Origin of the sequence: Shinella fusca (genome assembly GCF_014203155.1) — a bacterium.
GTDB lineage: Bacteria > Pseudomonadota > Alphaproteobacteria > Rhizobiales > Rhizobiaceae > Shinella > Shinella fusca.
The window spans coordinates 196,712-219,773 of sequence record NZ_JACHIK010000003.1; the positions used below are offsets into that span (position 1 = coordinate 196,712).

The 23,062-nt window shown below is 66.8% G+C and carries 18 protein-coding genes; 10 read left to right on the plus strand and 8 right to left on the minus strand.

Translation table 11 applies throughout. From position 1 onward, the window contains the following. Positions 1 to 7: 7 nt before the first annotated feature. Entirely contained in the window at positions 8 to 634 is a 627-nt protein-coding gene (locus HNQ66_RS05485) for an invasion associated locus B family protein (RefSeq protein ID WP_184141675.1), read from the minus strand. Positions 635 to 923: 289 nt separating this feature from the next. Here HNQ66_RS05485 and HNQ66_RS05490 point away from each other — a divergent pair, with 289 nt between their 5' ends. Beyond that, the gene (locus HNQ66_RS05490) at positions 924 to 2,723 is read left to right on the plus strand and encodes an extracellular solute-binding protein (RefSeq protein WP_184142239.1); all 1,800 of its coding nucleotides are present in this window, start codon (positions 924 to 926) and stop codon (positions 2,721 to 2,723) included. Positions 2,724 to 2,827: 104 nt separating this feature from the next. After that, positions 2,828 to 3,499 (plus strand): DsbA family oxidoreductase, encoded by a 672-nt coding sequence (locus tag HNQ66_RS05495; protein WP_184141676.1) that lies wholly within the window; start codon positions 2,828 to 2,830, stop codon positions 3,497 to 3,499. A 194-nt stretch (positions 3,500 to 3,693) separates the two neighbouring features. Here the strand turns inward: HNQ66_RS05495 and mfd are convergent, their stop codons facing one another. Beyond that, positions 3,694 to 7,206 carry a transcription-repair coupling factor gene (gene mfd, locus HNQ66_RS05500; protein ID WP_184141678.1) on the minus strand — a complete coding sequence of 1,171 codons (3,513 nt, stop codon included), beginning with the start codon at positions 7,204 to 7,206 and terminating at the stop codon, positions 3,694 to 3,696. Further along, on the minus strand, positions 7,203 to 7,511 hold the full coding sequence (locus tag HNQ66_RS05505) for an FAD assembly factor SdhE (protein ID WP_184141680.1): 309 nt from the start codon (positions 7,509 to 7,511) through the stop codon (positions 7,203 to 7,205). The genes mfd and HNQ66_RS05505 overlap by 4 nt, the downstream gene beginning before the upstream one ends. 107 nt (positions 7,512 to 7,618) lie before the next feature. Here HNQ66_RS05505 and recG point away from each other — a divergent pair, with 107 nt between their 5' ends. Further along, on the plus strand, positions 7,619 to 9,724 hold the full coding sequence (recG, locus tag HNQ66_RS05510; protein ID WP_184141682.1) for an ATP-dependent DNA helicase RecG: 2,106 nt from the start codon (positions 7,619 to 7,621) through the stop codon (positions 9,722 to 9,724). A 75-nt stretch (positions 9,725 to 9,799) separates the two neighbouring features. Then, positions 9,800 to 10,009, plus strand: coding sequence for a hypothetical protein (locus HNQ66_RS05515; RefSeq protein ID WP_184141684.1), 210 nt, complete (start codon positions 9,800 to 9,802; stop codon positions 10,007 to 10,009). A 191-nt stretch (positions 10,010 to 10,200) separates the two neighbouring features. Here HNQ66_RS05515 and HNQ66_RS05520 read toward each other — a convergent pair whose 3' ends face one another. The 5 genes from HNQ66_RS05520 to HNQ66_RS05540 all read right to left on the minus strand — a co-directional run bounded on the left by HNQ66_RS05520 (position 10,201) and on the right by HNQ66_RS05540 (position 16,491). Continuing rightward, positions 10,201 to 10,905 carry a DUF502 domain-containing protein gene (locus tag HNQ66_RS05520; protein ID WP_184141686.1) on the minus strand — a complete coding sequence of 235 codons (705 nt, stop codon included), beginning with the start codon at positions 10,903 to 10,905 and terminating at the stop codon, positions 10,201 to 10,203. 35 nt (positions 10,906 to 10,940) lie between these two features. Next, entirely contained in the window at positions 10,941 to 11,435 is a 495-nt protein-coding gene (locus HNQ66_RS05525; RefSeq protein WP_184141688.1) for a GNAT family N-acetyltransferase, read from the minus strand. Beyond that, positions 11,432 to 13,258 carry a glutamine--fructose-6-phosphate transaminase (isomerizing) gene (glmS, locus tag HNQ66_RS05530; RefSeq protein ID WP_184141690.1) on the minus strand — a complete coding sequence of 609 codons (1,827 nt, stop codon included), beginning with the start codon at positions 13,256 to 13,258 and terminating at the stop codon, positions 11,432 to 11,434. Before glmS ends, HNQ66_RS05525 begins: the two co-directional genes overlap by 4 nt. Before the next feature lie 125 nt (positions 13,259 to 13,383). Further along, a complete protein-coding gene (gene glmU / locus HNQ66_RS05535) occupies positions 13,384 to 14,763 on the minus strand; it encodes a bifunctional UDP-N-acetylglucosamine diphosphorylase/glucosamine-1-phosphate N-acetyltransferase GlmU (protein ID WP_184141692.1) in 1,380 nt (459 codons plus the stop codon). Positions 14,764 to 14,841: 78 nt separating this feature from the next. Then, positions 14,842 to 16,491: a Na/Pi cotransporter family protein gene (locus HNQ66_RS05540; RefSeq protein WP_184141694.1), complete on the minus strand. Its 1,650-nt coding sequence runs from the start codon at positions 16,489 to 16,491 to the stop codon at positions 14,842 to 14,844. A 282-nt stretch (positions 16,492 to 16,773) separates the two neighbouring features. Here HNQ66_RS05540 and HNQ66_RS05545 point away from each other — a divergent pair, with 282 nt between their 5' ends. The 6 genes from HNQ66_RS05545 (at position 16,774) to lexA (ending at position 23,061) form a co-directional block, all read left to right on the plus strand. Further along, the gene (locus HNQ66_RS05545) at positions 16,774 to 18,660 is read left to right on the plus strand and encodes a peptidylprolyl isomerase (protein WP_184141696.1); all 1,887 of its coding nucleotides are present in this window, start codon (positions 16,774 to 16,776) and stop codon (positions 18,658 to 18,660) included. A 16-nt stretch (positions 18,661 to 18,676) separates the two neighbouring features. Continuing rightward, positions 18,677 to 19,699 (plus strand): anthranilate phosphoribosyltransferase, encoded by a 1,023-nt coding sequence (gene trpD / locus HNQ66_RS05550; RefSeq protein WP_184141698.1) that lies wholly within the window; start codon positions 18,677 to 18,679, stop codon positions 19,697 to 19,699. 8 nt (positions 19,700 to 19,707) lie between these two features. Continuing rightward, on the plus strand, positions 19,708 to 20,523 hold the full coding sequence (gene trpC / locus HNQ66_RS05555; protein ID WP_184141700.1) for an indole-3-glycerol phosphate synthase TrpC: 816 nt from the start codon (positions 19,708 to 19,710) through the stop codon (positions 20,521 to 20,523). Next, the gene (moaC, locus tag HNQ66_RS05560; RefSeq protein ID WP_184142241.1) at positions 20,523 to 21,020 is read left to right on the plus strand and encodes a cyclic pyranopterin monophosphate synthase MoaC; all 498 of its coding nucleotides are present in this window, start codon (positions 20,523 to 20,525) and stop codon (positions 21,018 to 21,020) included. Before trpC ends, moaC begins: the two co-directional genes overlap by 1 nt. Then, positions 21,020 to 22,243 carry a molybdopterin molybdotransferase MoeA gene (locus HNQ66_RS05565; RefSeq protein WP_184141702.1) on the plus strand — a complete coding sequence of 408 codons (1,224 nt, stop codon included), beginning with the start codon at positions 21,020 to 21,022 and terminating at the stop codon, positions 22,241 to 22,243. Before moaC ends, HNQ66_RS05565 begins: the two co-directional genes overlap by 1 nt. A 95-nt stretch (positions 22,244 to 22,338) precedes the next feature. Next, positions 22,339 to 23,061, plus strand: coding sequence for a transcriptional repressor LexA (gene lexA, locus HNQ66_RS05570; protein WP_184141704.1), 723 nt, complete (start codon positions 22,339 to 22,341; stop codon positions 23,059 to 23,061). The last annotated feature ends 1 nt before the right edge of the window (position 23,062 follow it).

Below are 23,062 nucleotides of genomic sequence, written 5' to 3' on the forward strand. Positions count from 1 at the left end.
CGCCGGCTTACTGGCTCTTGGCGGCCTTCTGGGCGTCTTCGAGCTTCTTGCGGGCTTCCTCGGCCTTCTTCTGCATTTCTTCCTGCAGCAGGCGCTGGCGCTCTTCGAGCTGCGACTGTTCGATCGGCTCGCCGTCGAAGACGCCGGTGAAGCCTTCGAGCGAGATCTTGATCGGGTTCGGCGCGCGCTGGAAGTTGACCGAGGTCAGGACGAGCTCGCCGCCCTTCTTCAGGCTGCCGATCATCTGGTCGGTCAGCGGGACCTCGGCGACGCACTTGTCGGGCATGCAGATGGCGTAGTCGAGCTTCTGGGCCTTGCCGCCGTCGATCTGCATCTGGACGCCGACGGGGATCAGGCGGGCGCTCGGAACCGAGACCTGCATGATCTTGCGGTTGGTCTTGCCGGAGACGGTGATGAGGCCGACGGCGGTGATGAGCTGGCCGCTGCTTGCGGCAAGCAGGTTCTGCACGATGCAGACGTCATTGTCTTCCTGCTTGGTGCAGACCTTGAACCAGCCCTTCGGCGGAGCGGCCTGCTGCTGTGCGAGCGATGCGGACGGAGCGGCCGCCATGGCAACGGAAGCAGTAAAGGCGGAAAGCACGGTCCGCTTGATGAGTTTGGATGTGAAGATCATACGAGTTCGGTCTCCTGAAAATCCGGTGCCGGAGCGACGGTGCCCCTCCTTGGCCCCTCTCGGGCGTCGGTCTGCCGTGCGCTCTCCTGTCGGCGAAATGAGGCATTTGCATGACCCGCTTCGGGGTACACCTGTTACAATGCGCCGCGGCGGATATCCAGCCTTTCCTTGCGAAAATCCTGCGTGCCTTCTATTTCCCGCCCCTGCCACGCTGCCGTCCGCTTTGCGGCGGCTATAATGCACGAGAATCAGCCGGACCCACGAGGAGACCCCGTTGCGCCCCATCCTGATGGCCTTTGCCGCCTGCCTCTTCGGCGCAAGCGCGATGCCGGGCCTTGCCGCGCCCGTGCACGCCATCGCCATGCACGGCGAGCCGGCCCTGCCGCCGGACTACAAGCATTTCGGCTACGTCAATCCGGACGTGAAGAAGGGCGGGCACATCGCCTACGGCGTCGTCGGCACGTTCGACAACCTCAACCCCTTCATCCTCAAGAGCATGCGCACCACGGCGCGCGGCATGTGGGACCCCGAATTCGGCAACCTCGTCTACGAATCGCTGATGCAGCGCTCGCGCGACGAGGCCTTCACCATGTACGGCCTCGTCGCCGAGACGGTGGAATGGGACGACGACCGCACCTTCATCCAGTTCAACCTCAACCCGAAGGCCCGCTGGGCGGACGGCGTGCCGATCACCCCGGAAGACGTCATCTTCTCCTTCGAACTTCTGCGCGACAAGGGCCGAACGCCGTTCAACCGGCGGCTCGAAGGCGTCGAAAAGGTGGAAAAGGTCGGCGAGCGCAGCGTGCGGTTCACCTTCAACGACAAGGCGGACCGCGAGACGCCGCTTCTGATCGCCGGCTATTCGCCCATCCTGCCGAAACACGCCATCGATGTGGAGAATTTCGACCGCACGTCCCTTGCCCTGCCGCTCGGCTCCGGTCCCTACAAGGTCAAGGAGGTCAAGCCCGGCGAGAAGATCGTCTTCGCGCGCGATCCGAACTACTGGGGCAAGGACCTTCCCTCCAAGGTCGGCTTCGACAATTACGACGAGATTTCCGTCGAATATTTCCTGCAGGACAATTCGCTCTTCGAGGCCTTCAAAAAGGGCGAGATCGACCTCTACCAGGAGGGCAACCCGACGAAATGGGCGCGCGGCTACGATTTTCCCGCGGCGCTTTCCGGCGACGTCGTGAAGGACGCCATCACGCCGCACACGCCCTCCGGCATGCTCGGCTTCGTGTTCAACACGCGCCGTCCCCTCTTCCAGAACCGCGACCTGCGCAAGGCGCTGACGCTCGTCTTCGATTTCGAATGGGTGAACCGCAGCCTCTTCGAGAACGCCTACAAGCGCACGGAGAGCTACTGGCAGAACTCCGAGCTCAGCTCGATGGGCGTTCCGGCGGACGCGCGCGAGCGCGAGATCGCGGGCGCCGCCATCTCCCGCATCGAGCCGGATATCCTCGCCGGCACGTATCTCCTGCCGAAGACGGACGGTTCGGGCCGCGACCGCAAGGTGCTGCGCGAAGCGCTCGACCTCTTCCACAAGGCCGGCTACGCCATCAGCGACGGGCGTATGACGGACAAGGCGGGCGCGCCGCTTTCCTTCGAGATCATGACGCAGAACGCCGACCAGGAGAAGCTGGCGCTCGCCTACCAGCGCTTCCTTGCCGCCCTCGGCGTGCGCGCCACGATCCGCACGGTGGACGATTCGCAGTACCAGAGCCGCAGCCAGACCTTCGACTACGACGTGATCGTCAAAGCCTACCCCGCCTCGCTCTCGCCCGGCATCGACCAGGTCAGCTACTGGGGCTCGATCTCCCGCGACCGGCCGGGCAGCTCCAACTTCGCGGGCGTCGCCGATCCCGACGTCGACCGCATCATCGAGGCCATGCTGACGGCGCGCACGTCGGAGGATTTCCGCTCGGCCGTGCGCCTGCACGACAGGATGCTGCTTTCCAACTATTATGTCGTGCCGCTCTATCATCTCGGCGAGCAATGGGTCGCGCATTCCAGGCACATCGCCCGGCCGGACACGGTTCCGCTCTACGGATTCCAGTTCCCGACCTGGTGGGACGCGCGGGCACAGTAGGGCGCGGGGCGGGTTACCTCGAGGTAACCTGTTGAAAGCGGCGGCAGGCCGGCCTATCTCGACGGCCTGTCCGGAATATCCCGGAAATGCGAAAGGAAACCCGGATGGAAGCCATTACGATCGATGTCGTCTCGGACGTCGTCTGCCCCTGGTGCTATCTCGGCACCCGCCGGCTGGAGAAGGCAATCGGCAACGTAAAGGACGAGCTTGCCGTCTCGGTGACGTTCCGCCCCTACCAGCTCAACCCCGACATGCCGCCGGACGGCGTGGACCACAAGAAGCACCTTGCCGAAAAGCTCGGCGGGACGGCTGCCGTCGACAGCGCGCATGAGCGGCTTGCAAGCCTCGGCCGCGAGGACGGCATCGATTTCGACTTTCCCGCCGTGAAGATCTCGCCCAACACGCTCGACGCCCACCGCCTGCTGCGCTGGGCGATGATCGAGGGGCCGCACATCCAGGAGCGCGTGGCGCTTGCGCTCTTCAAGGCCTATTTCGAGGAAGGCCGCAATGTCGGCGACCGCGCGGTGCTGCTCGATATCGCGGAGGCGTGCGGCATGGACCGTTCCGTGGTGACGGCCCTCTTTTCCGCCGGCGCGGACGTCGATTCCGTCAAGGAGGAGATCGGCATGGCCCGCGACATGGGCGTCACCGGCGTCCCCTGCTTCATCGTCGACAACAAGTATGCCGTAATGGGCGCACAGTCCGTCGACGTCCTCACCAACGCCTTCCGCGAAATCGCCGCGATGAAGGCGCAGGAGCGTATCGGGAAGAACTGAGACCGCATAGCCGCGCCTCCGGCTACCCTATTTCTCAACCAACCCACCTACTTCCGTCATCCTCGGGCCTGACCCGAGGATCCAGACGGCACCCGCGGCGTGGATGGTCGGGTCAGGCCCGACCATGACGATGGAGGTGGCTGTCGGGAGGTGCCGATAGCGTCGCTGACAGTGGCTCGATAAAAGTGAGAGCCTCAGGCCCCCTGCTTCGCCAGCCCCGCAAGCTGCGTCATCACCTGCGCGGCGCCCGTCAGGCGCCTTTCCGGCGTCGGGTAGTCGCGCGACAGGAACAGGCTCTGGTCGGGCCTGATCTTCGCCAGCGTGCCCTGCTTGGCGATGTAGCCCACCAGTGCCGCCGGGTTGGGGAATTCCTTGTGGCGGAACTGCACGACGACGCCCTTCGGCCCCGCGTCGAGCTTTTCCACATTCGCCACGCGGCAGAGCGACTTGATGTAGACGATCTTGAGGAGATGCTGCACCTCGACCGGCAGCGGGCCGAAGCGGTCGATCAGCTCTGCGCCGAAGGCGTCGATATCGCCAAGCTCGGTGATCTCGCCCAGGCGGCGGTAGAGGCCGAGGCGCAGGTGCAGGTCCGGCACATAGTCGTCCGGGATCATCACCGGCGTGCCGACGGAGATCTGCGGCGACCAGCCGCTGTCGGCCACCTCTTCGTCCCCCTTGATCTCGGCGACGGCCTCTTCGAGCATCTGCTGGTAAAGCTCGAAGCCGACCTCCTTGATATGGCCGGACTGCTCCTCGCCGAGGAGGTTGCCTGCGCCGCGGATGTCGAGGTCGTGGCTGGCGAGCTGGAAGCCGGCGCCGAGCGTATCGAGCGACTGCAGCACCTTGAGGCGGCGTTCGGCCGTGCCGGTCAGCGTGCGGTTGACCGGCAGCGTCAGCAGCGCGAAGGCGCGGACCTTCGACCGGCCGACGCGGCCGCGGAGCTGGTAGAGCTGGGCGAGGCCGAACATGTCGGCGCGGTGGATGATCATCGTGTTCGCCGTCGGCACGTCGAGGCCGGATTCGACGATGGTGGTCGAGAGCAGCACGTCGTAGCGGCCTTCGTAGAAGGCGTTCATGATGTCTTCCAGTTCCGTCGCCGGCATCTGGCCATGGGCGACAGCCACCTTCAGCTCCGGCACGTCCTGGCGCAGGAAATCGTGGATTTCCGCAAGGTCGCTGAGACGGGGGCAGACATAGAAGCTCTGGCCGCCGCGATAATGCTCGCGCATCAGCGTCTCGCGGATGACGAGCGGATCGAAGGGCGAGATGAAGGTGCGCACCGCCATGCGGTCGACCGGCGGCGTGGTGATGAGCGAGAGTTCGCGCACGCCCGTCATGGCGAGCTGCAGGGTGCGCGGGATTGGCGTCGCCGAGAGCGTGAGGACGTGGACGTCGCTTTTCAGCTCCTTCAGCCGCTCCTTGTGCTTCACGCCGAAATGCTGCTCCTCGTCGATGATGAGGAGGCCGAGATTGGCGAACTTGATCGACGAGCCGAGCAGCGCATGGGTGCCGACGACAATATCCGTCTTGCCCTCGGAAAGCTCCTTCTTGGTCAGCATCAGTTCCTTCGAGCCGACAAGGCGGGAGGCCTGCTGCACGCGGATCGGCAGGCCGCGGAAGCGGTCGGAAAAGGTCTTGAAATGCTGACGCGCGAGGAGCGTGGTCGGCACGACGACGGCGACCTGCACGCCGTTCATCGCGGCGATGAAAGCGGCGCGCAGCGCCACCTCCGTCTTGCCGAAACCGACATCGCCGCAGACCAGCCGGTCCATCGGCCGGCCGGCGCCGAGGTCCTCGCGCACCGCGTCGATGGCGTTCGCCTGGTCGTCCGTCTCGTCATAGGGGAAACGGGCGGCGAACTCGTCGTAGACGCCCTCGGGCGAAGCGAGCACCGGCGCATGGCGCACGAGGCGCGCGGCGGCGATCTGGATGAGGCCGCCGGCCATGTCGAGCAGGCGCTTCTTGAGCTTGGCCTTGCGCGCCTGCCAGGCGACGCCGCCCAGCTTGTCGAGGATCGCATCCGTCCCCTCGCCGCCGTAGCGCGAGAGAAGGTCGATGTTCTCGACCGGCAGGAAGAGTTTCGCGTCGTCCGCGTAGAGGAGTTCGAGGCAGGCATGCGGCGCGCCGGCCGCCTCGATGGTGCGCAGGCCCACGAAGCGGCCGATGCCGTGCTCGGCATGGACGACGATGGAGCCCTCGTCGAGGCCCGCGACCTCGGTGATGAAGTCCGCGCCGCGCTTGCGCCGCTTGGCGCGGCGCACCATGCGGTCGCCGAGGATGTCCTGCTCGCCGATGACGACGATATCGCCCGCCTCGAAGCCGCTTTCGAGGCTGAGGACCGCCGAACCCGCCTCGCCCGGCTTCAGCTTGCGCAGGTCGGCGAATTTCTCGACCGGCACGACATTGCCGAGCCCGTGTTCGGCGAGCACCTGCAGCAGGCGGTCGAGCGAGCCTTCCGACCAGCCGGTGACGAGCACCTTGGCGCCGGAGGCTCGCTTGTCGGCGATGTGTTTCACCGCCTGGTCGAAGACGTTGACGCGCCCGCCATCGGCATCCTCGCTGCCGGCCGGCCGCGCCCAGCGCATGCCGGACCGCGCCTCGATGGTCTCGACATGGCGCGCCTCGCCTTCATGCTCGTTGAAGGGCGAGAGGCGGATGGCGTCGAGGGTATCGAGCTCGCGCGCGAAACGCTCGGCGTCGAGATAGAGCCGGCCGGGCGGCACGGGCTTGTAGGGCGTCGCCTGCGCGATTTGCCCCTTGCCGGGCGTGGCGGAGGCAAGGCGCGCATCGTAATAGTCGCGCACGAGGCGCGAGCGCTCGACGGCCGCCTCACGCACCGTATGGTCCGTGACGATACGGAAGCCTTCGAGATAGTCGAAGGTCGTTTCCAGTTCGTCGTAGAAAAGCGGCAGCCAGTGCTCCAAGCCGGCATAGCGCCGGCCTTCGGAGACGGCCTGATAGAGCGCATCGTCGCGCGTCGCCGCGCCGAAGGAGGAGAGGTATTGCGTGCGGAAATGCGAGATCGTTTCCGGCGTCAGCGTCACCTCGCTCATCGGGTTGAGGTCGAGGGAGCGGGCCTGCCCCGTCGTGCGCTGGCTCGCCGGGTCGAAGGAACGGATGCTCTCCAGCGTGTCGCCGAAGAAATCGAGGCGCAGCGGCTCGAGGCTGCCGGGCACGAAGACGTCGAGGATGCCGCCGCGCACGGCATATTCGCCGACCTCGCGCACCGTCGCCACGCGCTCGAAGCCGTTGCGCTCCAGCCGTGCGGCGATGTCGTCCATGCGGATCTGGTTGCCGGGCTTCGCCGAGAAGGCAAGGCTCTCGATGACCGAGCGCGGCGCCGTCTTCTGCAGCATGGCGTTGACGGTGACGAGCACGATGGCCGCATGCGGCTTCTTCCGATGGGCGATCAGCGCGGAGAGCGCCGAGAGCCGGCGCGCGGAAACCTCGGCGCTCGGCGAGACGCGGTCATAGGGCAGGCAGTCCCAGCCGGGCAGCGTCAGGACCGGGATATCGGGCGCGACGAAGCCGAGCATCTGTTCCAGATCGGAGATGCGCTGGCCGTCGGACAGCACATAGGCGAGCGGGCCGCCCTTGCGGGCGAGCTCGGCGAGGATCAGCGGCTCGACGCCGGAGGGCACGGCGCCGATAGTCATCGGCCGGCCGGCGCCGGCAATGCGTTCGGGAGAAAATCCGGGGATCATGCGCGGTCGTCTTCAAAGAGCGGCGAGAAATCGGGCTTGTAGGCGGCGATGCGCGGGAAGAGGCCGCGCCGGAATTCCTCCGGCACCGGCTTCTCGCCGGTCACCCATTTGACGAGGTCGTTGTCTTCCTCGGCCATGATGCGCTCCAGCTCGTCGAGCTCGGCTTCGGAAAGCGTGGCGATCTCGGCATCGGCGAAGGCGCCGAGCACCAGGTCCATCTCGCGGATGCCGCGGTGCCAGCAGCGGAAGAGGATGCGCTTGCGGCGCGGGTCGATCTCGGCGCTCGAGCGTGTCGTTCCCGTCATGATCGTCCCACCTTCCTGCGGCTTTGCCTGCTTTCGCGCTTCTATAGACCGGCAAAAGCCGCTTGTCAGCCTTGCCAAAGGCATGATCTCCGGCGATTTTGCCCGCCATGAGACCTGCCCTGCTCGATCCGCTCTTCGCCCCCCTCTCCTCGCTTCCCGGCATCGGCCCGAAGCTCGGGGAATTGTTCGCGCGTCTGCTCGGCGAGGAGAGCATCGAGGATTGCCGCGTTATCGATCTCGTCTTCCATTTCCCGCATTCGATCGTCGACCGGCGCAACCAGCCGGGCATCGCCAACGCGCCGCCGGGCGTCATCGTCACCATCACCGGCCGCGTCGACCGCCACCAGCCGCCGCCGCCCGGCAAGTCGAACCAGCCCTACCGCGTCTTCCTGCACGACGAGACCGGAGAGCTGGCGCTGACCTTCTTCCGCGTCAAGGGCAACTGGCTGGAAAAGGCCCTGCCCGTGGACGAGACGGTGGTGGTGAGCGGCAAGGTCGACTGGTTCAACGGCCGTCCCTCCATGGTGCATCCCGACTACATGGTCCGGCTCGGCGAGGCCGACAGCCTGCCGCTGGTCGAGCCCGTGCACGGGCTCACGGCGGGGCTTACATCCCGTGTGCTGCGCAAGGTCGTCGAAGCCGCGGTCGCCCGCGTGCCGCAGCTGCCGGAATGGATCGACGAGGCGCTGGTGCAGCGGCAGGGTTTCCCCTCGGCCTTCGACGCCTTCCACCGCATGCACGACCCGCGCGACGAGACGGACCTCGATCCGCAGGCACCCGCCCGGCGGCGCCTCGCCTATGACGAATTCCTCGCCGGCCAGATCTCGCTCGCCTTGGTGCGCCAGCGCCTGCGCAAGGTGGCAGGCAGGCCGGTGACCGCGACGGGAGCCTTGAGCCGCCCCGTCATCGACGCCCTGCCCTTCTCGCTGACGGGAAGCCAGCAGACGGCCATCGCCGAAGTGCTGAAGGACATGGCGGGCGAACAGCGCATGCTGCGGCTCCTGCAGGGCGACGTCGGCGCGGGCAAGACGGCGGTGGCGCTGATGGCGATGCTGGCTGCCGTCGAAAGCGGCGGGCAGGCCGTGCTGATGGCGCCGACGGAAATCCTCGCGCGCCAGCATTTTTCGACGCTCTCGCGCATGGCCTCCCCCGCCGGCCTCACCATCGACGTGCTGACCGGCCGCACCAAGGGCCGCGAGCGCGATGCCATCCTGGAGCGCATCGCCTCCGGCGAGACGCAGATCGTCATCGGCACCCATGCGCTCTTCCAGGACAATGTCGCCTACAGGGACCTCGTCCTCGCCGTGGTGGACGAGCAGCACCGCTTCGGCGTCCACCAGCGCCTGCGCCTCACGGCCAAGGGCATTTCCCCGCACATGCTGGTGATGACGGCGACACCCATTCCCCGCACGCTGGTGCTCGCCGCCTTCGGCGACATGGACGTCTCCAAGCTCACGGAAAAGCCGGCCGGCCGCAAGCCGATCCAGACCGTCGTCGTGCCGCAGGAGCGGACCGGCGAGATCGTCGAGCGTCTGCGCACGGCGCTTGCCGAAGGCAAGAAGGCCTACTGGATCTGCCCGCTGGTGGAGGAATCGGAGGAAAGCGACCTGATGTCCGTCGAGGAGCGGCACGCGACGCTCAAAAGCGTCTTCGGCGACGCCGCAGGCCTCGTGCACGGCCGGATGAGCGGGCCGGAGAAGGACGCGGCCATGGTCGCCTTCAAGAACGGCGAGACACGGCTTCTTGTCGCCACGACGGTCGTGGAGGTCGGCGTCGACGTGCCGGACGCCTCGATCATGGTCATCGAGCATGCCGAACGCTTCGGCCTCGCCCAGCTCCACCAGTTGCGCGGCCGCGTGGGACGCGGCGAGGAGGCGTCGAGCTGCATCCTCCTCTACAAGGGCCCGCTTTCGGAGAACGGCCGGGCGCGCCTTTCCATCCTGCGTGAGACGGAGGACGGTTTCCGCATCGCCGAGGAGGACCTGAAGCTGCGCGGCGAAGGCGAGCTCCTCGGCACCCGCCAGTCCGGCACGCCGGGCTTCCTCGTGGCAAGCCTCGAAGCCCATGGCGACCTCCTGGAGATCGCCCGCAAGGACGCCGCCTATCTCCTGGAGCGCGATTCGGACCTGACAAGCCCGCGCGGCGAGGCGATCCGCACCCTGCTCTATCTCTACCGGCGGGACGAGGCGATCCGGTTCCTGCGCGCCGGATGACCACGAAATCGTGATTTCGCCGTCAAACCGCGTGAGCGCATACTTCCCCCGCATCAGCGAAGAAGGAGAAATGCCATGAAGACAGTTCTCGTAGTCGCAGCAATGCTTGCCCTCTCCGCCTCCTCCGCCCTTGCGGACTGCGCATGGCACAGCGCGAAGGCCAAGGTCGACAAGACGATCACCACGGCCAGCATCACCACCACCGAAAAGCAATCCCGCCTGCCGGCGGATGCCGACAAGGTTCTTCTGGACGAGCAGAAGGACGTGACTACGGTGACAGAATAGGGTTTTCGGGCCGTCCCATGCGGTGGGGCGGCTCAGACAATCCATCCTCCCCTCTGCCGTCATCCTCGGGCTTGACCCGAGGATCCACCAACACGGCACGCGCGGAGTTTGGGGCATGGATCCTCGGGTCAAGCCCGAGGATGACGGCAGAGGGCGGGGAGAGCGAACCCGACGCTGCCTTGCCCGCGTCCTCAATCCTTCTTCCGCGCTTTCGCCTTCACCTTGCGCTCTCCGCCCGCAACAAGCGGAACCGCCTCTTCCGGCGGCGTGACGAGGCCGACGGAAATGATGAGCTTGGCGGCGTCCTCCGGGCTCATGTCGAGCGGCACGAGCTTTTCGCGCGGCACGTAGACGAGGAAGCCGGCGGTCGGGAACGGCGTCGGCGGCAGGAAGCAGGCGACCATGTCCTTGCCCATCGACGTGAACTTCGTCGCGATCTCGCCGCGCGCATCCGTTGCCACGAAGACGATCGACCAGAGGCCAGCGCTCGGATATTCGATCATCGCCGCCTTGTTGAAGGAGGTCCCCTTGTCCTTCAGCACCGTCTCGAAGATCTGCTTGAGGCTCTTGTGCACCGTGCGCACCAGCGGCGTGCGGTTGAAAAGCGAATCGCCGAACTCAACGATGGTGCGGCCGATGAGGTTCTTGCCGAGGAAGCCGATGAGCGTGATGAAGACCAGCGCGATCAGCAGGCCGAAGCCCGGAATGGCGAACTGGAAATAGTTCTCCGGGTTGTAATGCGCCGGGATATAGGGCTTCACCCAGCTATCGGCCCAGTGGATGAAGGTCCACGTCAGCCATATGGTGATGGCGATCGGCGCGCAAATGACGAGGCCGGTCAGGAAATTGTTGCGCAGCCGCATGGCGAGCGACTGTCTCGGGACGGAATCGGTCATCGGCTATCCAGCGTGGGGCGAGCGTGGGAGGCCGCTCAGCCGTAGAAACCCGGATGATAGGAAACCGTTCCGCCGCCGTAAACCGGAGAAAACGCCACACGCTGGAAATACTCCGGCGGCACGCCCTCCAGCACGAGCTTCGGATCTGCCTCGAAGCCGAAGCGGGCATAGTAGGCGGGATCGCCGAGCAATACGCAGCCCGCTGCGCCGAGCGCCTTCAGCCGCTCCAGCCCCTCGCGCACGAGCCGGGTGCCAATGCCTTCGCCCTGCCTTGCGGGATCGACGGAGATCGGGCCGAGGCCGTACCAGCCGGCGCTGCCGTCCGAGATCGTGACAGGCGAGAAGGCGACATGGCCGACGACGACGCCGTCCGCCTCCGCCACCAGCGAGAGCGTCAATGCTCCCGCCGCGCGCAGGCGGTCGACGATCAGGTGCTCCGTGCCGTCGGCATGCGGCGCGGTGCGGAAGGCCGTCTCCGTCAGGGCGCGGATGGCGTCGATGTCCGCGTCGCGTTCCGGCCGGACGATCATTCGACCGTCACGGACTTGGCGAGGTTGCGCGGCTGGTCGACATCCGTGCCCATGAAGACGGCGGTGTGGTAGGCGAGAAGCTGGATCGGCAGCGAGTAGATCATCGGCGCGATGATCTCGTCGACATTCGGCAGCACGATGGTCGCCATGGTCGGCAGCTTGGAGGCGGCCGCGCCCTTCTCGTCGGTGATGAAGACGATTCGCCCGCCGCGTGCAGCCACCTCCTGCATGTTCGAGACGGTCTTCTCGAAGAAGCGGTCGTGCGGGGCGATGACGATGACCGGCATGTTCTCGTCGATCAGCGCGATGGGGCCGTGCTTCAATTCGCCGGCAGCATAGCCCTCGGCGTGGATGTAGGAGATTTCCTTGAGCTTCAGCGCGCCTTCCATGGCGAGCGGATAGCTGGTGCCGCGGCCGAGGTAGAGCACGTCCTTGCACTTGGAGAGGTCGCGCGAAAGCTGCTCGATGGCCGGCTGGATCGTGTTGAGAACGCTCGCCATGATGCGCGGCATTTCGGCAAGGTGGCGCACCAGCGCCTTTTCCTCGGCTTCGCCCAGCGTGCCGCGCGCCCTGCCCGCGCCGATGGCGAGCGCGGCGAGCACCGTGAGCTGGCAGGTGAAGGCCTTGGTGGAGGCGACACCGATCTCCGGGCCGGCGAGGATCGGGAAGACGGCATCCGATTCGCGGGCGATGGTCGATTCCTTCGTGTTCACCACCGCGCCGATCTTCAGGCCGCGCTCCTTGCAGTAGCGTAGCGAAGCGAGCGTGTCGGCCGTCTCGCCGGACTGCGAGATGAAGAGCGCGGCGGAAGCCGGGTTCAGCGGGATCTCGCGGTAGCGGAACTCCGAGGCGACGTCGATCTCGACCGGCAGGCGGGCATAGCGCTCGAACCAGTACTTGCCGACGAGGCCGGCGAGATAGGCCGTGCCGCAGGCCGAAATCGCAAGGCTCGGCACCTTGGCGAAATCGATGTCGGCCGCGACCGGGCGGACCGTGTGACCAAGGAAATCGACATAGTGGCTGAGCGCGTGCGAGATCGCCTCCGGCTGCTCATGGATTTCCTTTTCCATGAAATGCCGGTGGTTGCCCTTGTCGATGAGATAGGCGGCGGCCGAGGAGACCTGCTTCGGCCGCTCGACGCGGTTGCCGTCGAGGTCGAAGATATGCGCGCCGTCGCGGCCGATCACCGCCCAGTCGCCGTCGACGAGATAGCTGATCTCGTTGGTGAAGGGGGCGAGCGCGATGGCGTCGGAGCCGAGGAACATCTCGCCGCGGCCGTAGCCGATGGCGAGCGGCGGGCCGTTGCGGGCGGCCATGACGGTGGACGGGTCGTCCTCGAAGATCACCGCCAGCGCATAGGCGCCCGTCACGCGGCGCAGCATGGCGTGCATCGCCTCGCGCCGGCCGAGGCCCTCGCGGCGGAAGCGGGCGAGAAGCTGGGCGACGACCTCCGTGTCGGTCTGGGTGGTGAAGGTGGCGCCGGCGGCGGAAAGCTCGTCCTTCAGCTCGGAAAAGTTTTCGATGATGCCGTTGTGGACGACGGCGACGCCGTCGACGAAATGCGGATGGGCATTGCCTTCCGTCGGCGCGCCGTGCGTCGCCCAGCGGGTATGGGCGATGCCGATCGTACCGTCGAGCGGCTCGTCGGCAAGGCGCTTCTCCAGGTTGAACAGCTTGCCCTCGGCGCGGCGGCGCTCCAGCCTGCCGTCAACGATGGTGGCGACGCCGGCGGAATCGTAGCCCCGGTATTCAAGGCGCTTCAGGGCATCGACAAGCCGGCCCGCGACCGGCTGGTTTCCGACGATACCGACAATTCCGCACATAGACTGCTCCACTCTTTCGAGACGCTTCGATTTGCGCTCTTTCGTAGAGCTTTTTCATCGCGGCGCAACACGGGCGCGCTCACTTTCGATTGCAAGCGTTAACGTGGGCGCGCCCACCGGCCGGCCTATTCGGCGGCCTTCTTCTTCGCCGCCTTGATCGCCTGGTTGCGCTCGCGGATGAGCACGGCCCGGCCTTCCTTGTTCTCCTGCCGCGCACGGCCGAAGGCGACCGCATCGTCCGGCACGTCCGCCGTGATGACGCTGCCGGAGGCGACATAGGCGCCGTTGCCGACGGAAACGGGCGCGACCAGCGCCGTGTTGGAGCCGATGAAGGCGTTCTCGCCGATGCGCGTCACGAACTTGTTGATGCCGTCGTAATTGCAGGTGATGGTGCCGGCGCCGACATTGGCATGCGCGCCGATGAAGGCATCGCCGATATAGCTGAGGTGGTTGACCTTGGCGCCCGCGCCGATCTCCGCCTTCTTCACCTCGGTGAAATTGCCGACCTTGGCGCCTTGGCCGAGGTGTGCCCCCGGCCGCAGACGCGCATAGGGGCCGACCTCGGCATCCGCCGAAACGTGTGCACCCTCGACATGCGAGAAAGAATGGATCGTCGCGCCGCTCTCAACGGTGACGCCCGGGCCGAAGACGACGTTGGGCTCGATGGTGACGTCGCGGCCGATCTTCGTGTCGTAGGCAAGGAAGACGGTTTCCGGCGCGATCATCGACACGCCGTCGAGCATCATCTCGTGCCGGCGGCGCTGCTGCCAGAGTCGTTCGATGACGGCAAGCTCGGCGCGGGTATTGCAGCCGGTCAGCTCCTCCTCGGGCGCCTCGACGGCGATAGCCCGGCCGCCCGCCGCGCGCGCGACCTCGACGATGTCGGTGAGGTAGTATTCGCCCTTGATATTGGCATTGCCGATCTTTTCGATCAGGTCGAGCGCCTTGCGCCCGTCGATGGCCATCAGGCCGCCGTTGCAATAGGTGATGGCGCGCTCGACCTCGCTGGCGTCCTTGTGCTCGCGGATCGCCAGAAGCTCGCCCTTGTCGATGACGAGGCGGCCGTAGCCGGTCGGATCGGCCGTCCGGAAGCCGATGACGACGACGTCGGCGCCGGACGCAAGCCCCTCGCGCGCGGCGATCAGCGGCGTCTCGGTGATGAGCGGCGTGTCGCCGAAGACGACCAGCACGTCGTCATAGCCCCGGGCGATGGCCTCGCGGGCGGCGAGCACGGCATGGGCCGTGCCGAGCCGTTCGGTCTGGATATGGACGGAACTGCGCACGGCGCCGTTGCGGGCCGCGGCCTCGACCTTCTGCGCGTCGCGGCCGAGCACCAGCGCGATATCGGAAATGCCGGCCTTCGCCAGTGCCTCCACCACATGGGCGATCATCGGCTGGCCGGCGACCGGGTGCAGCACCTTGGAGCGCGAGGACTTCATCCGCGTGCTTTCTCCGGCGGCGAGGATCACGGCCAGGCAAGTGCGTTTCGTCCGGTCTGCGGTCATGGGAATCCCTCGTTCACCCGTCATGCGGCCCGTTCCTTAGCAAAAAGCGACGGCAGGACACAAAGGGATTTCGCAGCGTCAGCTCGCGCTGTTGCGCAGGCGGCTTTCGGTGAGAAGCCCGCTTTCGTCGAGGATCGGATAGGCGACCGAGACGAGATGCGCGTTGACGCGCTTGAGGTCGCGCAGCATGTCGAGATGGAGCGAACTCGTCTGGAGGCTGTCGATCCGCCCGTCGCGCAGCCGCTCCAGGTGCCGCTCGGACGATTCCTTCTCCATGCGCCGCACGTCCACCTTCACCTCGACGAGCTGGCGCGCCAGTCCCGTGTCGCGCGTCACGAAGATCGTCTGGGCGATGCGCAGGTTCTCGATGGTCAGGTTGAAGAGGTTGGCGAGCTCCTTGTAGCCGTCCTCGGAGAATTTCAGCCCGTTGACGATCTTCTTGCGCACCTGCTCCTGAAGGCCCTTCTCGATGATGTCGCCGACGTGCTCGAGGTTGATGGCGTAGTCGATGATGACGATGGAGCGGGCCGCCGGTTCGCCCGTCAGGCCCTGCCGGCCAAGGCGCGAAAGGTAGATCTTCACCTCCTGCTGGAGCACGTCGACCTGCCGCTCCAGTTCGCCGATGTCGTTCAGCGGCGCGAGATTGTTGTCGTTGAAGGCGCGCATGGTGCGGATCAGCATGGATTCGATGAGATCGCCGACGCGCAGCACCTCGCGCGTTGCGCCGGACAGCGCCACCACCGGCGTCGCGAGCGCGGCGTCATCGAGATATTTCGGCCCGCCCTCCTCCTTCTTGTCCTCTGGCACGATCCTTTCCATGAGGCTCGACAGCGGGCCGGAGAGCGGCCAGAGCACCAGCGCGACCACGAGGTTGAAGGCAAGGTGCACGTCCACCGGCAGCTTTGCCGCCGGGATCGGCAAGAGGGCGAGAAGATCGGCCACCTGCGCGGCGAAGGGCAGCACGACGAGGCACCCTGCCCCGCGCACGAGAAGATTGCCGAGCGTGACGCGGCGCGCGGAGGCCGCGGCCTTCATCGTGGCGATGACCGGCGGCACGGCCCCGCCGAGATTGGCGCCGAGCACGAGGATGACCGTCAGCGCCGGCGAGAGGATCCCCATGGCCGAAAGCGACAGGATCAGCACGACGACGGCGAGGCTCGACGAGGAGACGATGGCGAGCACCGTGGAGAAGGCGAGCGCGGCCGGCCAGGCATCGCCGAGCAGCGTGAGGAAGGCCGCAAGCGCGGGCGACTGGCGCATCGGCTCGGTGGCAAGGCTGAGGAGGTGCAGCGACAGCAGCATGAGGCCGATGCCGACGAGCGCGGAGCCGAGGCCCTGCCGGGCCGTGGAGCCCGACGATTTATAGAAGACGACGCCGACGAGGATGATGAGCGGCGAGATCGATTCGATGCCCGTCGCCACCAGCCAGGCGGTGACGGCCGTGCCGACATTGGCGCCGAGCAGCACGATCTGCGCCATGCGCGCGCGCATCAGGTTGCGCTCGACGAAGGAGGCGACCATCAGCGCGGTGGCGGTGGAGCTCTGGAGGGCGACCGTCGCGACGAAACCGGCAAGGAAGGAACGCACCGGCCCGCGCGTGCCGAGCGCCAGCCCGGAGCGCAGCTTCACCCCGAAGGCGCGCGTCATGCCGTCCTTCACCTGGGCAAGGCCGAAGAGGAGCAGCGCGACGGCGCCGAAAAGGTTGATCATGACGATCGTGGATTCCAACCCGTTTTCCTCCCGTAATGCCCGCCGCTGCCGGACTCATCAGATTGATCGCGTATCCGATCATGGATTTTCAAATTATGACAGTGGCTTTCGGCCAGAATATGCCAGTAAATTCAGAAATATTTCGTTTGCCGGCAAAAGAAATCGGCAGGATCGGGCCGGTATGCGGAAGGGGCGCACGGTCCTTGCATCGGATGCGCGCTGCACCCTTCAATTCCCGCAAACTTTCCGTTAAGAGACGGTTTCCGGCCGCATGGCCGCCGTCATGAGGAATTTTAGACGATGCTCGAAGCCCTGAGAAGCGCCGCCCAGACCTGGGTGGCAAAAGCCCTGCTGATCATTCTGGTCGGTTCATTCGCTGTCTGGGGCGTTTCGAGTTCCCTCGTCACCGGCACGTCGAATGCCGTCGTCACGGTCGGCGACGTCAAGGTCTCGCCGACGGACTTCCGCCTCGCCTACGAGCGGCAGGTCGCGGCCATGTCGCAGCGCTTCGGCATGCGCCTCAACGCCGAGCAGGCCCGCGCCTTCGGTGTCGAGAACCAGGTCTTCGCCGAGCTGGTCGCGGGCGCCGCGCTCGACCAGCTTTCGCGCGACATGAACCTCGGCCTTTCCGAAGGCCGCCTCGCCCAGCTTATCGCCGACGATCCGGCCTTCCGCGGCGTCAACGGCCAGTTCGACCGCACGGCCTTCTCCGCCATCCTGCGCAATGCGGGGCTGCGCGAGGCCGACTACATCAACAACCGCAGCCAGGTGGCGATCCGCACCCAGGTCGTGGAAGCCGTGTCGGACGGCTACAAGGCGCCCGAAGTGCTGACGGCGGCGCTGCGCCAGTACCGCAACGAGGCCCGCACGATCGACTACCTGCTTCTCAGCAACGCCAATATCGATCCCGTCAAGGCGCCCGGCGACGACGTGCTCGCCCCCTGGTTCGAGAAGAACAAGGCGAAGTACCGCGCCCCGGAATACCGCAAGTTCGTCTATGTCTCGCTGGAGCCGAAGGACCTGGCGGACAAGGCCACCGTCACCGACGAGGCGCTGAAGGCCGAATACGAGAAGAACAAGGACCACTACCGCACGCCCGCCACGCGCACGATCGAGCAGCTCACCTTCGCCGACCGCGCGAGCGCGGACGCGGCGGCCGCCAAGCTCGCCTCCGGCACGACCTTCGACGCGCTCGTCGCCGAACAGGGCAAGAAGCCCTCCGACGTCATGCTCGGCGATTTCACCGAGGCGAACGTGCCGGACCAGAAGCTCGCCGCACCGGCTTTCGCCGTCGCCGAAAACGGCGGCACGACGCCAGTCATCGACGGCACCTTCGGCCCGATCATCCTGCGCGTGACGAATATCCACCCGGAGACGGTGAAGAGCTTCGACGAGGTGAAGGAAGACCTGCGCACGGAACTCGCGCTTGCGGACGCCGCCGACGGCATCCTCGCCGTGCATGACCGCATCGAGGACGCCCGCGCCGACGGCGCCAGCCTCGAGGAAGCCGCCGCGAAGAACAACCTCAAGGCCGTGACGGTCGATGCCGCCGATGCGCAGGGCAACGACGACAAGGGCGAGGAGATCGACGGCCTGCCCGAGGAGAAGACGCTTCTCGGCGAGGTCTTCAAGACCGATGTCGGCATGGAGACCCAGCCGATCGACGTCGGCCGCGAGGGCTACGCCTGGTACGAAGTGCTCGACGTGATCCCCGAGCGCGACCGCACGCTCGACGAAGTGCGCGACCGCGTCGTCGCCGACTGGACTGCCGAGCAGCAGCGCGAGGCGCTTGCCAGGAAGGCCTCCGAACTGGCCGAGCGTGTGCGCAAGGGCGAGGAGATCGCCGCCATCGCCGGCGAGCTCGGCATGGCTGTCGAGACCAAGACGGGCCTTCATCGCGGCGCGCAGGATCCGGTGCTGAGCCCCGAGGCCGTCAATGCCGCCTTCTCCGGCCCGCTCGGCGTCGTCGCCAACACGCCCGGCGTCGACGGCGAAGGCCAGATCCTCCTGAAGGTGACCGAGGTGAACGCGGATGCGGCGCCCGACGCGCTCTCCAACGACGAGCAGCAGATCGTCGCCGTCGCCCGCGCTAGCGGCGACGATATCCTCGACCAGATGGTCAGCTCGCTCCAGACGACCTACGGCGTTTCCATCAACCGGACGCTTGCCGAACAAAGCACGCGATGAAGGAGGCGGAAGCCGCATGTCCGACCTGAAATCCTATATCGCCAAGGTCGCCGCCGGAAAGGCGCTCGACCGCGAGGACGCCCGCGGCGCCTTCGAGATCATCATGTCGGGCGCCGCCACGCCCTCGCAGATCGGCGGCTTCCTGATGGCGCTGCGCGTGCGCGGCGAGACCGTGGACGAGATCTACGGCGCCGTCGGCTCGATGCGCGCGCGCATGCTGCCGGTCTCCGTGCCCGCCGATGCCATGGACATCGTCGGCACGGGCGGCGACGGCGCGGGCACCTACAACATCTCGACGCTGGCGGCGATCCTCGTTGCCGGCGCCGGCGTTCCCGTCGCCAAGCACGGCAACCGGGCGCTGAGCTCGAAGTCCGGCACGGCGGACGCCCTCTCCTGCCTCGGCGTCAAGCTCGACATCGGCCCGGCCGATATCTCGCGCTGCGTGCACGATGCCGGCCTCGGCTTCATGTTCGCGCAGCTCCACCACCCGGCGATGAAGCATGTGGGACCCTCGCGCGTCGAGCTCGGCACGCGCACGATCTTCAACCTGCTGGGCCCCCTCTCCAATCCCGGTGGCGTCAAGCGCCAGCTCCTCGGCGTCTTCTCGCCGCAATGGCTGGTGCCGATCGCCGAGGTGATGCGTGATCTCGGCTCGGAGAGCATCTGGGTCGTGCACGGCGAAGGCCTCGACGAGATCACCACGACCGGCACGACGCAGGTCGCCGCGCTGGAAGACGGCAAGATCCGCACCTTCGAGCTGACCCCCGCCGATTTCGGCCTCCCGCCGGCAACGCTCGACGATCTTCGCGGCGGCGACGGCGCGCACAATGCCGCCGCGCTCCTGTCCGTGCTCGGCGGCGCACACATGCCCTACCGCGACATCTCGCTTGCCAACGCAGCCGCCTCGCTCGTCGTCGCCGGCAAGGCGGAGACGCTGAAGGACGGCATGCGCCTTGCGACCGAGGCGCTGGAGAGCGGGCGCGCCCGCGCCGCGCTGGACCGTCTCGTCACGGTTTCCAACGAAGCCGCCGCGGAGTAGGATTGGCCATGACCGATATCCTCAAGAAGATCGAGGCCTACAAGCTGGAGGAGATCGCCGCCGCCAAGGCCCGCGTCTCTACCGCCGAGCTTCGCGCCCGCATCCGCGACCAGGAGGCCCCGCGCGGCTTCTTCGCAAGCCTCAAGGACCGCAAGGCGGAAGGCCGTTTCGGCCTCATCGCCGAAATCAAGAAGGCAAGCCCCTCCAAGGGCCTCATCCGCCCGGATTTCGATCCGCCGGCGCTGGCAAAAGCTTACGAGGCAGGGGGCGCTGCCTGCCTTTCCGTGCTCACCGACACGCCGAGCTTCCAGGGCGCGCCGGAATTCCTCACCGCCGCCCGCGCGGCCTGCGGCCTGCCGGCCCTGCGCAAGGACTTCATGTTCGACAGCTATCAGGTGCTGGAGGCGCGCGCCTGGGGCGCGGATTGCATCCTCCTCATCATGGCATCCCTTTCCGACGACACGGCGAAGGCGCTGGAAGACGCCGCCTTTTCGCTCGGCATGGATGTGCTGATCGAGGTGCATGATGAGCCCGAGATGGAGCGCGCGCTGAAGCTGAAATCCAGGCTCGTCGGCGTCAACAACCGCAACCTGCGCACCTTCGAGGTGGACCTCGCGGTCTCCGAAAAGCTTGCCGGCATGGTGCCGGACGACCGGCTGCTCGTCGGCGAGAGCGGCATCTTCACGCATGCCGATTGCGTGCGCCTCGGCAAGGTCGGCATTTCCACCTTCCTCGTCGGCGAAAGCCTGATGCGCAAGGACGACGTGACGGCGGCGACGCGCGAACTGCTGACGGGCGATGCCGGCATGCTGGCGGCGGAATGATGGCGGAAGACACCCGCACGCTCACCCATATAGGCGCCTCGGGCGAGGCGCACATGGTCGATGTCGGCGACAAGACCAAGACCGTGCGCATCGCCCTTGCCGAAGGCTTCATCCGCATGGCGCCGGCAACGCTCGACCTCATCCTCAAGGGCGACGCCAAGAAGGGCGACGTGATCGGCACGGCGCGCCTTGCCGGCATCATGGCCGCCAAGCAGACGTCGAGTCTCATCCCCCTCTGCCATCCGCTGATGCTGACCAAGGTGACGGTGGAGATCCGCGAGGACCGCGCCCTGCCCGGCCTTCGCGTCGAGGCGATGGCCAAGCTCACCGGCCGCACCGGCGTGGAGATGGAGGCGCTGACAGCCGTCAGCGTCGCATGCCTCACCATCTACGACATGGCCAAGGCCGCCGACCGCGAGATGGAGATCGGCGGCATCCGCCTTCTCGAAAAGTCCGGCGGCCGCTCGGGCGATTACAGGCGCGGGGCGAAGGCCTGATGGCGCTGCTTCCCGTCGCCGATGCGCTGGAGCGCCTGCTTTCCGCCGCAAGGCCGGTGGAGCGGACGGAGACGGTCGCGCTGCACGAGGCCGCCGGCCGCGTGCTCGCCCGCGACGTGGCAGCCCGCCTCACCCAGCCGCCCTTCGACAATTCCGCGATGGACGGCTATGCCGTCCGCCATGCGGATATCGCCGGGCTCGGCTCGGTGCTCACGGTCGCGGGCACCTCTTCCGCCGGACACGCCTTCGGGGGAACGGCCGGCCCGGGCGAGGCCGTGCGCATCTTCACCGGCGCGCCGCTGCCCGCCTTCGCCGATACCGTCCTTCTCCAGGAGGATGCCGAGGTGCTGGAGGACGGCCGCATCCGCACGACCTTCCTGACGCCGAAAGGCCGCCACATCCGCCCGCGCGGGCAGGATTTTTCCGAAGGCGAGATCGTGCTGAAGGCCGGCGACGTCCTCGATGCCGGCCGCCTGACGGTCGCCGCGGCGATGAACCATCCGGACCTGACGGTCTATGCCCGCCCCCGCGTCGCGCTGCTGGCGACCGGCGACGAGCTCGTGCGCCCCGGCACGCCGCCCGGTGAAAGCCAGATCGTCGCCTCCAACACCTACGGCGTCGCGGCCCTTGCGCGCGAGGCGGGCGCGGAGGTGATCGACCTCGGCATCGTCGCCGACGACAGGGAGGCCATCCTCGCCGCGGTGCGCGAGGCGCTTTTGCGCGACATCGACGTGCTGGTGACGCTCGGCGGCGCCTCCGTCGGCGATTTCGACCTCGTTCGGCCCGTGCTCGGCGAAGCCGGCATGGAACTCGACTTCTGGCGCATTGCCATGCGCCCCGGAAAGCCGCTGATGGTCGGCCGGCTCGGCGATATCCGCGTCGTCGGCCTGCCGGGCAATCCCGTGTCCAGCCTCGTCTGCTCGCTGCTCTTCCTGGAGCCGCTCGTGCGGCGTCTGGCGCATCTTCCCGCCCGCAGCCGCCTATGCCCCGCCGTCACCGCCGTTCCGCTCGGAGAAAACGACCACCGGCAGGATTATGTCCGTGCGCGTGTCGAGCGAACTGCCTCCGGAGAACTCTCCGTCACGCCGTTCGACAGGCAGGATTCGTCGATGATGAAGGTCTTCGCCGCGGCGGAAGGCCTGCTCGTGCGCCCGCCGGGCGCCCCTGCCGTGCCCGCCGGCAGCCCCTGCGACGTCCTGCTCCTGCGCGATCCCGAGGCCTGAACAGTCATATTATTGTTCAGGAAGCCCTTGCGGAACACATGCGGAACGGATAGTGTCTGTTCTGGATTTGTTTCACGATTCTCAACGGGGATGCCATGCTGACGCGCAAACAACAGGAACTCCTCCTGTTCATCCATGAGCGTATGAAGGAATCGGGCATTCCTCCATCCTTCGACGAGATGAAGGACGCACTGGACCTGGCGTCGAAATCCGGCATCCACCGCCTCATCACGGCGCTCGAGGAGCGCGGCTTCATCCGCCGCCTGCCCAACCGGGCGCGGGCGCTGGAGGTCATCAAGCTGCCCGAGGCCTATTCGACGAGCCTCCAGCCCCGTCGCGGCTTCTCCCCCTCCGTCATCGAGGGCAGCCGGGGCAAGCCGCAGGCACCGGCCGCTCCCGCGGCGCGCACGCCGGCCGTGCCGGAGATTTCCACATCCGTTTCGGTGCCCGTCATGGGGCGCATTGCCGCCGGCGTGCCGATCTCGGCCATCCAGAACAACACGCACGACATCACCGTGCCCGCCGAGATGATCGGCAGCGGCGACCATTATGCGCTGGAAGTGCGCGGCGATTCGATGATCGAGGCCGGCATCCTCGACGGCGACACCGTCATCATCCGCAATGGCAGCACCGCCAATCCGGGCGAGATCATCGTGGCGCTCGTCGACGACGAGGAAGCGACGTTGAAGCGCTTCCGCCGCAAGGGCGCCTCCATTGCGCTCGAAGCCGCCAACCCGGCCTACGAGACCCGCATCTTCGGCCCGGACCGCGTGAAGATCCAGGGCAAGCTCGTCGGCCTCATCCGCCGTTACAACTGAT

Bases quoted from the DNA above. Each gene is read 5' to 3' on its own strand.
- HNQ66_RS05485 (WP_184141675.1), bottom strand. From the start codon at position 634: ATGATCTTCACATCCAAACTCATCAAGCGGACCGTGCTTTCCGCCTTT.
- HNQ66_RS05490 (WP_184142239.1), top strand. From the start codon at position 924: ATGGCCTTTGCCGCCTGCCTCTTCGGCGCAAGCGCGATGCCGGGCCTT.
- HNQ66_RS05495 (WP_184141676.1), top strand. From the start codon at position 2,828: ATGGAAGCCATTACGATCGATGTCGTCTCGGACGTCGTCTGCCCCTGG.
- mfd (WP_184141678.1), bottom strand. From the start codon at position 7,206: ATGATCCCCGGATTTTCTCCCGAACGCATTGCCGGCGCCGGCCGGCCG.
- HNQ66_RS05505 (WP_184141680.1), bottom strand. From the start codon at position 7,511: ATGACGGGAACGACACGCTCGAGCGCCGAGATCGACCCGCGCCGCAAG.
- recG (WP_184141682.1), top strand. From the start codon at position 7,619: ATGAGACCTGCCCTGCTCGATCCGCTCTTCGCCCCCCTCTCCTCGCTT.
- HNQ66_RS05515 (WP_184141684.1), top strand. From the start codon at position 9,800: ATGAAGACAGTTCTCGTAGTCGCAGCAATGCTTGCCCTCTCCGCCTCC.
- HNQ66_RS05520 (WP_184141686.1), bottom strand. From the start codon at position 10,905: ATGACCGATTCCGTCCCGAGACAGTCGCTCGCCATGCGGCTGCGCAAC.
- HNQ66_RS05525 (WP_184141688.1), bottom strand. From the start codon at position 11,435: ATGATCGTCCGGCCGGAACGCGACGCGGACATCGACGCCATCCGCGCC.
- glmS (WP_184141690.1), bottom strand. From the start codon at position 13,258: ATGTGCGGAATTGTCGGTATCGTCGGAAACCAGCCGGTCGCGGGCCGG.
- glmU (WP_184141692.1), bottom strand. From the start codon at position 14,763: ATGACCGCAGACCGGACGAAACGCACTTGCCTGGCCGTGATCCTCGCC.
- HNQ66_RS05545 (WP_184141696.1), top strand. From the start codon at position 16,774: ATGCTCGAAGCCCTGAGAAGCGCCGCCCAGACCTGGGTGGCAAAAGCC.
- trpD (WP_184141698.1), top strand. From the start codon at position 18,677: ATGTCCGACCTGAAATCCTATATCGCCAAGGTCGCCGCCGGAAAGGCG.
- trpC (WP_184141700.1), top strand. From the start codon at position 19,708: ATGACCGATATCCTCAAGAAGATCGAGGCCTACAAGCTGGAGGAGATC.
- moaC (WP_184142241.1), top strand. From the start codon at position 20,523: ATGGCGGAAGACACCCGCACGCTCACCCATATAGGCGCCTCGGGCGAG.
- HNQ66_RS05565 (WP_184141702.1), top strand. From the start codon at position 21,020: ATGGCGCTGCTTCCCGTCGCCGATGCGCTGGAGCGCCTGCTTTCCGCC.
- lexA (WP_184141704.1), top strand. From the start codon at position 22,339: ATGCTGACGCGCAAACAACAGGAACTCCTCCTGTTCATCCATGAGCGT.